The sequence below is a fragment of the Pedobacter yonginensis genome (assembly GCF_003173595.1).
Lineage (GTDB): Bacteria > Bacteroidota > Bacteroidia > Sphingobacteriales > Sphingobacteriaceae > Pedobacter > Pedobacter yonginense.
Genome location: NZ_QGNZ01000002.1, coordinates 531,961 through 546,022 on the forward strand (window position 1 = coordinate 531,961; position 14,062 = coordinate 546,022).

Sequence of the window (14,062 nt, forward strand, 5' to 3'; positions counted from 1 at the left end):
AGTTTTTTACCTAATGTAGCGGTTAATTACGTTAATTATTGCGCTATTGTCTTGCAATTGTGGCAAATATTCGAATAAGATGTAATGTTTATCCGGATCGGTGGTCAGCGCGGTCTCCAAATAACCTAAAGCATCGCCATAATTTCCTAAAGCAAATAAATAGGCAACCATTCTGTAATATAATTCAGCGGCTTCAGGATTGTTCTTAATGGCTTCAGCAATGGTTTCAGACGCTTCCAAAATCTTACCTTGCTCATAAAGCACGGTACTAAAATCCAACCAAGCCTCAACATCTACCGGATTAAACTCTAAAACTTTCTCGTAAGCCACGATAGATTCTTCAATTTGCCCCAGTTTATAATAGGCGTCTGCCATTGCAAACCAAAAATCTGGATTTTCATCCTCAATATCGATTGCTTTTTTGTAAAAATGCAACGATTCAAAATAGCGTTCTTCATGGTTTAAAGTTACGCCAATCCCAAACCAGGCATCAGCCATTTTTGGGTCCATTTTTACCGATTTTTTGTAATATGATCGGGCCTCATCCATTTTCTCCAACTTCTCATAGCACTCACCAATGGCGCAATAGGTATCAGCATTTGGTTGTTCATATTCAAAAGTATGCTTGTACACCTCTATCGCTTCATCATATTTATCTAACTGCACCAATGCATTGCCCTTATTAAAATAGGCAGAACTAAAATCTTCCTTAATTAGAATGGCATAATCGTAAGCATCAATAGCCTTTTCAAATAAATTAAGTTTATGGAAACTGTTACCCAAATTATACCAGGCGGCATAAGAGTAAGGATCGGTATCAATGTATTGCTGATAAAATTTAATACTTTCTTCCTGTTTGTCTAAAACATCATAACAAAAAGCCAATTCGTACAAGCCGTCTTGGTTTTCCATATTTTGTTCTAAACTTAGCTTAATGTAGGTAATGGCACTTTCATAGTCAGACATGCTTTGGTAAACATAAGACATCTGCAATAAAATTTCATCCGTGCTTTCTGCCAAACCCAATGCCTTTTCATAATTCTCCAAAGCCTCATCAAAACGTTCGGTGTTTTGGAAAATATTGCCACGCAACAAATAAATATCTGGTTCTGATGGCTCCAAAAGTTCGGCCTGTTGCAAAGCAATAAAAGCCTTTTCGTTATTGTTGGTCAGAATATAAAGATGCGCCTGTTTAATTAAAAAAACGGTTGCATATGGGTGTTGGCTAATTGCAAAATCTACAACCTGCAAGGCTTTAACCGGATCGTTTTTTTCAATGTAAAAATCTACAATATATTCGAATGCACCCGCATCAAAGAAATACTGATCCTGATTACGGAGCATTTCTTCATAACGCTCTACAGAACGTTGTGCGTCTTCGTTGGATTCAAAAAAGAATTCTTCTTCCATATTAATTAAATTAAAAGAACCGTGCCAATAAGCAGAAAAACACATTATAAGTTTACAAGTTTTAATTATTCGTTTCAGAAATAATTATTAACATCAGCAGGTTTATTCTATGTAAATAGCTGAATATAAACACTATTCAATGTGATTAAGATGTGTGGATAATCTTCGGATTTTTTACAACATCAGCGGCTTCTTTCCCTTCAAATACAAAAATAGTGCAAATAAATTATAAAAACGTAATGAAGGAGTCAAGAAAACGAAGTGTGCATTTTAGTAAATGTTTTGTTTTTGTAAAGCACTCGCTGTGCAATAATCAGCGTTAGTCGGGCTTTACGCTAAATCTTTTGTTTTGAAATAAAACAAAAGGATACCGCTTCAATCCCGTTTAAACGAGCAAGGTGTCTGCTAATGTTTAGGGAAATGAAAAATTATCCTTTTAACAAAATATTTGTAGGCCAATTAATCTTAAACCCCGATATTAAAAAATGTGTTAAACTAAAGCGTTAAATGTAACAGGCTTTATCTTAATTTTTTGTTTTTTTGTGTAAATCATAAGATATATATGAGAACTGAAATTCAATCCATATTAAATAAATTGGGCATAAAAGCCGATAATGCTGCTTTTAGTACCGGAAGCGTTTGGGGTGGAGATGCCAATGCAAAATCGTTGGAGAGTTACTCTCCTGTTGATGGAAAAATTATAGCCTCAGCTAAGGTGGCAACTGCTGAGGATTATGAGCTTATTGTTAAAAAATCGCAAGAAGCATTCAAACACTGGAGAACCATCCCAGCACCAAAGAGAGGCGAAATTGTACGTCAGTTTGGCGATGCTTTAAGGGCAAACAAAGATGCTTTAGGAACCCTTGTTTCGTACGAAATGGGTAAAAGCTTGCAGGAAGGTTTCGGCGAAGTTCAGGAAATGATTGATATATGCGATTTTGCCGTGGGTTTATCTCGACAACTTTATGGCTTAACCATGCACAGCGAACGACCAAACCACCGCATGTACGAGCAATGGCATCCACTTGGCCCGGTTGGAATTATTTCTGCCTTTAACTTTCCAGTGGCCGTTTGGAGCTGGAATACCGCACTGGCCCTGGTTTGCGGAAATGTTTGCATTTGGAAACCATCAGAAAAAACACCATTAACTGCAGTTTCCTGTCAGCATATCATCGCACAAGTTTTTAAAGATAACAACATCCCCGAAGGCGTTTGTAACCTAATCATCGGCGATAAAGAAGTTGGTGAATGGATGACAAATGATGTACGTGTGCCATTGATTTCTGCAACGGGTTCTACCAGAATGGGAAAAGCCGTTGCTGCGGCAGTGGGTGCTCGTTTAGGCAAAAGCTTATTGGAACTTGGTGGCAATAACGCAATCATTATCTCAGCGGATGCTGATTTGGATATGAGTTTAATAGGAGCCGTTTTTGGTGCAGTGGGTACTGCTGGCCAACGTTGTACATCAACCAGGAGGCTAATTATCCATGAAGATGTTTACGATGCCTTCGCTGCAAAATTGGTTAAGGCTTATGGTCAAATAAGAATTGGAGACCCCCTAGACCAAAACAACCATGTTGGTCCATTAATTGATACAGATGCAGTTGCCAACTACTTAAATTCAATTGAAAAATGCAAAGCGGAAGGCGGGAATTTTTTGGTAGAGGGTGGTGTTTTAGAAGGCGCAGATTATGCAAGTGGATGTTATGTTAGGCCTTGCATTGCAGAGGTCGAAAACGATTTTAAAATTGTTCAGCATGAAACTTTTGCGCCAATTTTGTACCTGATTAAGTATAAAACCTTAGATGAAGCCATTGCTTTGCAAAATGGCGTTCCGCAGGGATTGTCTTCGGCCATAATGACCTTAAACTTGAGAGAGGCAGAGCAGTTTTTGTCTAGCACGGGTTCTGATTGTGGTATCGCTAATGTGAACATTGGAACATCTGGAGCAGAAATTGGCGGCGCTTTTGGTGGTGAAAAAGAAACTGGTGGGGGTAGAGAAAGCGGATCAGATGCTTGGAGAGCATACATGAGACGACAAACCAATACCATTAATTATTCCAACACCTTACCACTTGCGCAAGGCATAAAATTCGATTTATAATGACGAGCTAAATTTAGCGTTAATGGTACGTGGAAACACGTACCATAGCGTTATAAACACATTTAATGGATTTGAAAAAAGGCAATTATCGCTTTGGGTATTGCTATACTCGTCTCGTTATTGGCTGTATCTTTCAACGCATAGGTTTGTGTTTTTACGAGCCTCATCGCTAAATTCCTTATCTTCCCACTCGAAGCAGAATTGGAAAAATCACATCTTTTTCAGCATCATCGCCCCAAGCCATTTTCAATTCCGTAAGCATATATTCTAAAGGATTTCTATCATTTGCCTTTTTATAGTGCTGAAGCGAGGACCAAGTGTTCAAATATCCCACCATCTGATTAAAATCCCACTTGGTTTTGATTTGAAAATGAGGTGCAATAATTTCTTCGAAAGGAAAAGGAATAGTTTTATATCCTTCTTCTATGTATCTGCGTTCGGGATCCCAATATTTACCCAAAATATCCTCATATAACTTGTAAATGGATTGATCCACTTTTTTATCGATTTGCATTAGCCCATAACCAATTACAGCAAATAAGCCATTGGGTTTTAAAGTACGCTTAACCTCGGTATAAAATTGTTCAAAATTAAACCAATGTATGGCTTGGGCTACTGTAATTAAATCAAAGCTAGCATCGGCTGCCGAAGTTGTTTCTGCAGGCTCAATCTTATACGTGATGTTTGGCAACTTCAACGCATTTTTAAGCTGATTTTCGCTCATATCGCTTGCATAAACCGCATCAAATTCGCCCGCTAAAACCCTAGCAACTTGCCCATTACCCGTTGCACAATCCCATGCCCTTTGTTTATTCTCTACCAGAGAAAAAAGATAGTCATACAATTCTTTTGGGTAGGTAGGTCGATAAATCGAATACCCTTCAGATTGAGTGGAGAAGTTATCTTTCATTTTTTAAAAGTTATCTGTACAACAAGGCGTTTATTTATAATTACTGATCTCAATCAAATTTAAGTCTGGGTCTCGCAGATAAACCGACAAAATTTTGCCATTTGCACCTGTTCTTTCCACTGGCCCATCCTCTATCTCAATACAATTTTCCTTCAGCTCCCGAATAACTTCATCAATATTGGTGTCTGTAATAAAACACAAATCAGCGGTACCCGGCATGGGTTTAAAGGCTTTAGGTTCAATCTCGCAGCGCAGTGGGCGGAGGTTTATTTTCTGGTTTCCAAATTTAAGCGCCGTTCTATCCTTCCCGAAGGTGATGATTTCCATTCCCAATGCTACACTATAAAATCTGCAAGTGCTTTCGAGGTTGGCAACGGTAAGCACCAAATGGTCTAAATTTTTAATGTCCATAATCATCCATTATAATTAAATAGAACTAAGCTTTGCGCGAATTGTTTTAGATTAAGATTACTGTTTGATTTTCCATTTAAGAAGTTAGATTGAGGCGATAATCCCACCACAAAATACCCAATTTTTACATATTTTTACCATTATGCAAAACCAAGCACCTTTAGCGGAAAGAATGCGCCCTCAAAATTTAAGCGAATATGTTGGGCAACAGCATTTAGTTGGTCCAGGTGCAGTTTTAAGAAAAGCCATAGAAAGTAGTCAACTCCCTTCCATGATTTTTTGGGGACCACCGGGAGTTGGTAAAACAACCTTGGCCTATATCATTTCGCAGGCTTTAGATCGACCTTTTTTTAATTTAAGTGCGATAAATAGTGGTGTAAAAGACATTCGTGATGTGATTGATAAGGCCGCAGCCTTGAAAGACAGCTTTTTGGGTTTACCAATTCTGTTTATTGATGAGATTCATCGTTTCAGCAAATCTCAACAAGACAGTTTATTGGGTGCCGTAGAAAGGGGCTTAGTTACCTTAATTGGAGCAACAACCGAAAACCCATCTTTCGAGGTTATTTCCGCTTTGCTATCTAGATGCCAAGTTTATATTTTAAAATCCTTAACCGAGGAAGAATTGGCCGGATTGCTGGAAACTGCCATTAAGAAGGATGCAATTTTAGCTGAAAAGCACATTACAATAAAAGAACACGAGGCATTAATTAGGCTATCAGGTGGCGATGCCAGAAAGTTGCTTAATGTTTTAGAGATTGCTGTAAATGGAATTGGTGGCAATAACATCACCCTAACAAATGACAGTGTTTTGGCACATGCACAGCAAAATCTGGCCTTATACGATAAAGCTGGAGAGCAACATTATGATATTATTTCGGCCTTTATCAAATCCATCCGCGGAAGTGATCCCAATGCTGCGGTATATTGGCTAGCCCGAATGATTGAAGGCGGAGAAGATCCTTTATTTATCGCTAGAAGATTACTAATCTTATCTTCAGAAGATATTGGGAATGCAAACCCCAATGCCTTGTTGTTGGCTAACAACTGTTTTACTGCCGTTAATGTAATTGGTTACCCAGAGGCACGTATAATCTTATCGCAATGCGTTACTTACCTAGCCAGTTCAGTAAAAAGTAATGCGGCTTACATGGCAATTAATGAAGCACAGGCATTGGTTAAAAAAACTGGTAATTTGCTAGTACCATTGCACATCCGCAATGCGCCAACCAAATTGATGAAAAATATTGGCTACGGCAAAGATTACAAATACTCGCACAGTTACGAAGGAAATTTCGAACCACAAGAATACCTTCCCGACGAAATTAGCGGCACCAAATTATACGACCCAGGCAAAAATCCTGCTGAAGAAAAGATCAGAGAAAAGCTAAAACAGAATTGGAAAGACAAATACAATTATTAGTGTAACAATTATTTAAAAACGGGTACTAATAAACAAACAAGACTAAACCCTATGCTAAGTACTTTTTTAAGCCATCAACGAAAATCTTTTTGGCGCTCGCGGAACCGAGGTAGTAGTATTGCCACTCAGATTATTTTAGGTTTTTTTATGCTTTACTTTTTGGCAATTGCAGTTGGGGCAGGTTTCAGTATGCCGTTCTTGCTCCCTAAAATTTTCCCGAATCAAGATGTAATCAAAAGTTTTAATGGATTAATTCTTTATTATTTTGCCTTTGAGTTTATTATGCGCTTGCAACTTCAAGAGTTGCCAACCATGAGCATTATTCCCTATCTACATCTAAAAATTAAGAAGCGCCAAATCATTAGTTTCTTAAACATAAAAGCACTTTTTTCTGCATTTAACCTTTGGCCTTTCTTTTTATTCCTCCCTTTTATTTTTATGAGAATTGCAGGTGCCTACGGTGCTTTTGCAACCATCATGTATATCATTTCGATTTTCTCGATTGCCCTCTTTAACAACTACTTAGTTTTATACATAAAAAGAAAAACCATTACCAATGTTTTATACACCGGTATTGGCTTATTGATTGTCGCTGGTTTTGCCGCTCTGGAATATTTCAAAATTATTTCCATCATGGCCGCGTCCAACTTTGTTTTCAATACCATTGCACAACATCCGTATCTTGGTTTGATCTTCACCATCGCTGCTTTTTTGGTTTTCAAGCTCAATTCGAATTTCTTAGCCAGAAATCTTTATACAGAAGAACTAAGCAGTAAACAGGAGAAAAAGGTCAGTACAGATTATGCTTTCTTAAATCGCTTTGGTAAAGTTGGCGAATTGGCCGCACTAGAGCTTAAACTGATTCTTCGCCACAAACGTTCAAGATCATCGGTTATATTGGGTTTCTTTTTCCTTTTATATGGATTTTTGTTCTACAAAACACCAGCAATTGATGGCGATAAATTTGGGCAAATGATGTTCGGAGCAATTTTTATGACAGGTGTTTCCATCATCATTTATGGCCAGTTCATGTTTGCTTGGCAAAGCTCACATTTTGATGGACTGTTAAGTGCAAAAATAAACTTTAAAGATTTTATCAGAGCAAAGTTCCTCTTGTTTACCATTGCATCAACCATTATTACGGTTTTAGCTAGTTTTTATGGATTTTTAAGTCCGAAATTGTTGCTTTTACAGCTTGCCGCCTATTTGTATAACATTGGTTTTGGGACAGTTGTAGTGCTTTATTTGGCTACCCTAAACCATAAGCGCTTGGACATTACCAAAGCTGCCAGCTTTAATTATCAGGGTACAAGCGCAACACAATTTATACTCATTTTTCCTTATGCCTTAGTTCCAATTTTATTATACGTACCCTTCGGGATGCTCAATATGCCGTATTGGGGCTTAGTGGTTGTAGGTTTGTTCGGATTAATTATGCTACTGCTACGAGGTTTCTGGGTAAACTTCATCACCAAAAAATTTGAAAAACAACGATATAAAATAGCCGAAGGCTTTAGAGAATAATTATGATTTTAGAAGTAAAAAATTTGAAAAAGGTTTATGGCGATAAAACCGTTGTAAACATTGCGCATGTGCAGATTGAGCCAGGCGAAACCATTGGCTTAGTGGGCAATAATGGCGCAGGTAAAACCACTTTCTTCAGAATGCTTTTGGATTTAATTCGCCCAACTGAGGGGGAGGTTTTATCAAAAGGCGAAAATGTAATGCAGAGTGACGGGTGGAAAGATTACACCGCTTCATTTCTGGATGAAGGTTTTTTAATTGATTATCTAACGCCAGAAGAGTATTTTATTTTTATAGGCAGTTTGCATAATTTGAGCGTAGCCGATGTTTCGTCATACTTAATGCAATACAATGAATTTTTTAACGGAGAAATTTTGAATAGCGGCAAATATATCCGCGATTTTAGTAAAGGAAACCAAAACAAAGTTGGAATTGCAGCAGCCTTGATGCAGAAGCCAGAAATTTTAATTTTGGATGAACCCTTTGCTAATTTAGATCCAACTACTCAAATCCGTTTAAAAAAATTGTTAAAGGAACACCCTGGCAATATGACCACCTTTATTTCCAGTCATGATTTAAATCACGTTACTGATGTATGTAATCGAATTATACTGGTAGAAAAAGGACAGGTAATAAAAGATTTTAAAACCGACGAAAACACATTAAAGGAACTAAAGAGCTATTTCTCTGCATAGTTTTCGTACTAAGAATGATACATACTAGAGTGTTCGCTAAAACGGCTCTCTTTTAAATACCCTTAAATTTATTTTTAATGGCGCTCCTGTAATCAAATCCAAATAATATCACTGGCGGGGTTTTTTTGGCATTGTGTTTGAATAGGATGGATAGAATTATAAATCTAGATTATTATGAGTATTTCAAAAGTAAGAATAGCGACACTAAGTATAGGATTGGCAGTAGGTTCAATGGCTTTCCAAAGTTGCGATAGTTTAACTAAAACACAAAAAGGAGCAGGTATTGGTGCCGCAGCAGGTGGTGTAATTGGCGCATTAATTGGTAAAAAAGCAGGTAATACTGCGGTAGGCGCATTAATTGGCGGTGCTATTGGTGGTACTGCTGGTGCATTTATCGGACGTAGAATGGATAGACAAGCAGCCGAAATTCAAAAAGCAATCCCAAATGCAGAGGTTATTCGCGAAGGTGAAGGTATTATTGTAAAATTTGATAGTGGTATTCTTTTCGATTTCGATAAAACAGCGTTGAAAGATGCGGCTAAAAGCAACGTTCAAAGTTTAGCTTCATCATTAAACCAATATCCTGATACCGACATTAAGATTATCGGTCATACAGATAACAAAGGTACAGAAGTGTATAACCAAGGCTTATCAGAAAGAAGAGCGGCAGCGGTAAAAGCTTATGCAGTATCACAAGGTGTTCCAGCTTCTAGGTTGGTAACCATTGGTAAAGGTTTTGCTGAACCCATTGCTGATAACGAAACTGACGCTGGCCGTGCGGCTAACCGTCGTGTAGAGATTGTTATTGTAGCCAACGATGCTTTAAAAGCAGCGGCACAAAAACAAGGATAATATTTGCAAATTCCCTCTACCTATGAGGTCATTATATAGTCAAACCCCAGTGCATTGCATTGGGGTTTTTTGTTATTCAACCCCGAACTCCGGTTAAGAATAAATATCTTCAAAATAGCTCACCACCAACGATTTCATCAAAAGCTCCTGCTCCAACATGGTGTAAGGTGGTATGGCCTTCACCAATTTCCAATGTGGCCAACCGTCTTGATCTACACCCTCCAGTTCGTAGAAATCCATTTCACTTAAAAGTCTGCAAGTTGCAATATGCATAAGCTCCTCTTTTTGGCGTTTGCTGTATTTTTTTGGTCCCTTTCCTAATTCTTGCACGCCAATTAAAAACAGCATCACTTTCAAATCCGGAAAATCAGAATCAAATTCTTTGGCAATTCGTTCCTGTAAAATTTTCCATTTCGCATTAATTTCCGACGGCTTCATAGAATGCAAAGATAGTGTAAAAAGGTTTATACCCTCTGGTAAAAGGTTTATGGTTTAGTACAAAACATTAAACCATTATTGTATTTTTGGTTACATTACATACTTATGGATACGAATTCAAATAAAATAATTACTGTTGGATTAATGGCTTACGGCATGTCTGGAAAGGTTTTTCATGCCCCATTTCTAAATGCACATCCTGGCTTTAAGTTAAAAGCAATTACCGAGCGCAACCAAAAAAAGGCACAAGAAGATTACCCAGATGTGATGAGTTACAACAGTATTGATGAGTTGCTGAACGATGAAGAAATCGAACTGATCGTAATTAATACGCCAAGTAATCTCCACTATGAGCACGCCAAAATGGCTTTGAAAAAGGGAAAAAATATTTTAGTAGAGAAACCATTTACGGCTACCTCTGCCCAAGCTCAAGAACTTTTTAACCTTGCAGATCAGTTTGGGAAACAAATTTTATTTTATCAGAATCGCCGTTGGGATAGTGACTTTATATCAGTAAAAAAGGTTTTAGATAGTGGTAAATTGGGCAAGCTGGTTGAAATGCATTTGAGATACGATCGTTATAGAAATGTAATTGGCCCCAAAGCATTTAAAGAAAACCCTGTAGAAGCCAGCGGGTTATTGTATGATTTAGGTCCACACCTCTTAGATCAAGTGATCAGTCTGTTCGGAAAACCATCGGACTACCATAAAATTACAGGTAAAAATAGACAAGGAACCTTGGTTGATGATTATTTCAGCATTCAGCTAAATTATCCAAATGACTTTAACATTTTCGTAACTTCGAGCATGTTGGTGGTAAACCCTCAAGCTGCATTTGTATTGCATGGCATAAACGGAAGTTTTATCAAACAAAAGGCCGACATTCAAGAGGAGCAGTTATTGGCTGGGATGAAACCAGCTGATGATGGATATGGCATTGAACCAAAAGGTAAAGAAGGAATTTTAACCACCATTGATGCTGAAGGCAATAAATCAGAAGAAATTATCGCATCAGAAATTGGGACATACTTACCACTCTTCGAAGCGGTTTACCAATCGTTAGTAGCACATAAGCCTTATCCAGTTGGTAGAGCAGATGTGTTAACTCAATTGGAAATCATAGAAAGTTAGTACCTACAAACCACACAAATCTAAAACAACGCAATTACAAAAAATGAATTCATTACCATTTGCTTATTTAATCCCGATCTTCCTACTTACTTTATATTTTATTCTCCGAAAAAAGAAACCTGCGATTGAACCTTTAACAGATACCGATAAGAAAATTTTGGATGATTATGTTGGCTTCTATCATAATTTAGATTCGACTGAAAAGATGAGATTTGAGCAGAAAATTGCCGAATTTTTTAGCACGGTAAAAATTGAAGCGGTTGAATTGGAAATGACAACTTTAGATGAACTCTTGATTGCCTCAAGTGCGGTAATTCCGATATTTGGCTTTGAAGATTGGCAGTATAAAAATCTAACCAGCGTACTGTTATATCCCGATACCTTCAACAAAGATTTTCAATTTGAAGGTGGCGAACGAAATATTATGGGAATGGTTGGAAGTGGTTACATGAACGGTCAGATGATTTTATCCCGATCGGCCTTAAGGCATGGTTTTTCTAAGAGCGCAGGTAAAGAGAACACTGCCATTCACGAATTTGTACATTTACTAGATAAATCTGATGGAGCCACAGATGGCGTGCCCGAAAATTTAATGAGCCATGAATATACCCTACCATGGATTAAAATGATGCATGAAGAAATGGAAAGAATTGAGGAAAACAAATCGGATATTAATCCTTATGCCATTACCAATCAGGCGGAATTTTTTGCCGTTGTTTCAGAATATTTTTTCGAAAAGCCAGAACTTTTAAAAGATAAACACCCAGATTTATATCAGGCTTTGAGTCGGATTTTTGCCCAGCAACCTGTCGGAAACAATTAAAACCCAACATCTAATTATGAAAATCTTCCCTACATTAATTTGCTTCTTTTTGATCACCAGCACATTCGCTCAAAAGGTTTATGTTTTGAAACAAAACTATCCAATAGGCAAAAAGTATGATTATAAGCTCACTTCCAACCAAATTATCAAACAAAAAATTGGAGATCAGAACATCAATCTGAGCCAGGAAATTGGAACGGCTTATACTTTTGATGTTGCTGCAAATCAGGGAGGCGATAAAACCGTAAAAGTGATTTACGACAGGATCAATATGAAATCAACCGGAATGGGAAATACCCTAATTATGGATTCCGACCAGCAAGAACCGGGTAAGCCAAATCCATTTGCGGGTTTAAAAGGTGCTTCCTTCGAAATGGTTTTTGGTCCTAATGGAAGTATAAAAAAGGTTAATGGAGTAGAAAAAATGCTGGATAACATGGCTTCTAAAATGACTTCAGACACCAGTCAGATAAGGGCAATTAAAGCTTCCATAGGCAAGCAGTTTAGTGCTGACGGCATGAAACAAACAATGGAATCCTCCTTCAAGGTTTATCCAGATAAACCAGTTAAAATTGGCGATAGCTGGACAGTTGATACCAAAATGCAAATGACCATGCCAGTGGAAACCATAACCACCTATACCCTTAAGTTGGTAAAGGATGGAATAGCCTTTTTAAATGTGAAAGGAAATTTGATTTCTAAAGGCGGTTTTGATTCGATGGGAACCAATATTGAGACCGATTTAAAGGGAACAAATTCAGGCGACATGCAGATTGACCTTCAAACTGGCGTAATACTAAGCAGTTATTTGCGTTTGGAGCTGTACGGAACCATGAAGGCTAAAAATCAAAATATAGATTTCGAAATGGAAGGCATTAACCAAATTACAGGTAAAGCCATTAACTAAAACCTCAATTGGTGATGAGGCTGTATCATCAATCAAAAATAGTTTTAGCACCAAAAACAAATTTTGAACCACCTAAGCACGCAAGAAACATATAACCCAAACGGCAATCAAAAATCGGTTGAGAAGATTAATTCGTTCTGTGTATTCGGTGTTTCCGTAGCAAAAAATCCAGTTTTAACCGTTTTGGAAGCTAAAACATAAAAGAAAGGAGACAAAGTTGAGGTGTAAGAATCGGTACTCTAAACGCATAATATATTTTGGTTACCTCAAGCGCAAAATCATACGATACATCCTAGCCAAAAAAATTGCATTTTACAAACTTCCTGTAAGCGCAACTAAAAACTCGGTAGGTATTTCAACATGCGGGATGTGCCCACAAGCATCAAATTCAACAATTTTTGCACCTGGTATTTTTGCGGCGGTTTGTTTCCCCAAAAATTTATATTGGCCATGTAAGGTTTGCTGATCGGGCGATAAAAGTCCCTTACCCACAATGGTTTTATCTTCTTTACCAATAAACAAAACGGTAGGTACCTTTAAATTTTGAAATTCATATACAACGGGTTGCTCATAAATCATGGTATAAGTTAGCGCCGCAACTTTTGCCCACCTTGGGTAATCGGCACTAAAAGTTACGCCTCCAGCAACACTTACTAAGGTTTCATATTCTGGTTTCCAATAAGTAAAATAAGAGCTTTGGTAATATTTACGTACACTTTCTGCCGTAGTTTTTAATTCGGTTTGGTATTGCTGTTCGGTGGTTTGGTAAGGAACAAAAGTTTTATAATCTTCTAATCCGATTGGGTTTTCGAGCAGCAGCTTTTCAGTTTGATCTGGATATAACAGTGCAAAGCGGGTAGCCAGCATTCCGCCCATGCTATGACCTAAAACCGAAGCCTTCTGGATGCCCAATGTATCCATTAATTTTTTGTTCCAAAAAGCCATTTGATGAAAACTGTAATGTATAAATGGCTTGGATGATTTTCCAAAGCCAATTTGATCGGGAACGAGCACTCTAAATCCGGCAGATGCTAAGGCCTTAATTACATTTCCCCAATAATACCCGCCAAAGTTTTTTCCATGGAAAAGAATCACCGTTCTGCCATTAGCCGCACTGGTTGGCGCTACGTCCATGTAAGCCATTTTAATATCCTGCCCCTCCGTACTTATTGGGAAGTATTTTACTGGATAAGGATATTTTACATTCTCAAGCGTAATGGATAAGGTATCAATCTTTTGTGCTCTGGCGTACTTGAAAACAAATAGGGAAATGGCAATTAGGAGGAAAAATCTTTTCATGATTAAATGTATAAAAATCGAATTGGCCTAAGTTAATGCATATTTACATTTTCAACCAGCCATATCGATTAAAAACCATGCCTATTCAACGGTCGATGATCTCTTAAATACTCCCTAAGCCAAATTATTGGCTTT

General features: G+C 37.7%; 13 protein-coding genes. 8 read left to right on the plus strand and 5 right to left on the minus strand.

The features are described from left to right. Positions 1-6: 6 nt before the first annotated feature. Complete coding sequence (locus tag DHW03_RS09085) at positions 7-1,410, minus strand: tetratricopeptide repeat protein (RefSeq protein ID WP_109926005.1); 1,404 nt, start codon at positions 1,408-1,410, stop codon at positions 7-9. Positions 1,411-1,972: 562 nt separating this feature from the next. On the opposite strand from DHW03_RS09085, the gene amaB reads away from it, so the two are divergent. Beyond that, positions 1,973-3,514 (plus strand): L-piperidine-6-carboxylate dehydrogenase, encoded by a 1,542-nt coding sequence (gene amaB / locus DHW03_RS09090; protein WP_109925426.1) that lies wholly within the window; start codon positions 1,973-1,975, stop codon positions 3,512-3,514. A 178-nt stretch (positions 3,515-3,692) separates the two neighbouring features. Here the strand turns inward: amaB and DHW03_RS09095 are convergent, their stop codons facing one another. Then, entirely contained in the window at positions 3,693-4,424 is a 732-nt protein-coding gene (locus tag DHW03_RS09095; protein ID WP_109925427.1) for a class I SAM-dependent methyltransferase, read from the minus strand. Positions 4,425-4,454: 30 nt separating this feature from the next. After that, the gene (locus tag DHW03_RS09100; protein WP_109925428.1) at positions 4,455-4,835 is read right to left on the minus strand and encodes a VOC family protein; all 381 of its coding nucleotides are present in this window, start codon (positions 4,833-4,835) and stop codon (positions 4,455-4,457) included. Positions 4,836-4,977: 142 nt separating this feature from the next. On the opposite strand from DHW03_RS09100, the gene DHW03_RS09105 reads away from it, so the two are divergent. The 4 genes from DHW03_RS09105 to DHW03_RS09120 all read left to right on the plus strand — a co-directional run bounded on the left by DHW03_RS09105 (position 4,978) and on the right by DHW03_RS09120 (position 9,329). Beyond that, the gene (locus tag DHW03_RS09105) at positions 4,978-6,258 is read left to right on the plus strand and encodes a replication-associated recombination protein A (protein WP_109925429.1); all 1,281 of its coding nucleotides are present in this window, start codon (positions 4,978-4,980) and stop codon (positions 6,256-6,258) included. 51 nt (positions 6,259-6,309) lie between these two features. Then, positions 6,310-7,782, plus strand: coding sequence for a DUF5687 family protein (locus DHW03_RS09110; RefSeq protein WP_109925430.1), 1,473 nt, complete (start codon positions 6,310-6,312; stop codon positions 7,780-7,782). A 2-nt stretch (positions 7,783-7,784) separates the two neighbouring features. Continuing rightward, complete coding sequence (locus tag DHW03_RS09115; RefSeq protein ID WP_109925431.1) at positions 7,785-8,477, plus strand: ABC transporter ATP-binding protein; 693 nt, start codon at positions 7,785-7,787, stop codon at positions 8,475-8,477. A 174-nt stretch (positions 8,478-8,651) separates the two neighbouring features. After that, on the plus strand, positions 8,652-9,329 hold the full coding sequence (locus DHW03_RS09120; protein ID WP_205940987.1) for an OmpA family protein: 678 nt from the start codon (positions 8,652-8,654) through the stop codon (positions 9,327-9,329). Positions 9,330-9,422: 93 nt separating this feature from the next. On the opposite strand, the gene DHW03_RS09125 is transcribed toward DHW03_RS09120, so the two are convergent. After that, positions 9,423-9,767, minus strand: coding sequence for a hypothetical protein (locus DHW03_RS09125; protein WP_109925433.1), 345 nt, complete (start codon positions 9,765-9,767; stop codon positions 9,423-9,425). 105 nt (positions 9,768-9,872) lie between these two features. Between DHW03_RS09125 and DHW03_RS09130 the strand changes: the two genes are divergently transcribed. Genes DHW03_RS09130 through DHW03_RS09140 form a run of 3 tightly spaced genes read left to right on the plus strand, consistent with a single transcriptional unit; the run spans position 9,873 to position 12,628 of the window. Then, positions 9,873-10,898: a Gfo/Idh/MocA family oxidoreductase gene (locus DHW03_RS09130; protein ID WP_109925434.1), complete on the plus strand. Its 1,026-nt coding sequence runs from the start codon at positions 9,873-9,875 to the stop codon at positions 10,896-10,898. Positions 10,899-10,941: 43 nt separating this feature from the next. Beyond that, on the plus strand, positions 10,942-11,721 hold the full coding sequence (locus DHW03_RS09135) for a M90 family metallopeptidase (protein ID WP_109925435.1): 780 nt from the start codon (positions 10,942-10,944) through the stop codon (positions 11,719-11,721). A gap of 16 nt (positions 11,722-11,737) precedes the next feature. Beyond that, positions 11,738-12,628 carry a DUF6263 family protein gene (locus tag DHW03_RS09140; RefSeq protein WP_109925436.1) on the plus strand — a complete coding sequence of 297 codons (891 nt, stop codon included), beginning with the start codon at positions 11,738-11,740 and terminating at the stop codon, positions 12,626-12,628. A 312-nt stretch (positions 12,629-12,940) separates the two neighbouring features. On the opposite strand, the gene DHW03_RS09145 is transcribed toward DHW03_RS09140, so the two are convergent. Continuing rightward, the gene (locus tag DHW03_RS09145; RefSeq protein WP_109925437.1) at positions 12,941-13,927 is read right to left on the minus strand and encodes an alpha/beta fold hydrolase; all 987 of its coding nucleotides are present in this window, start codon (positions 13,925-13,927) and stop codon (positions 12,941-12,943) included. Between the last annotated feature and the right edge of the window lie 135 nt (positions 13,928-14,062).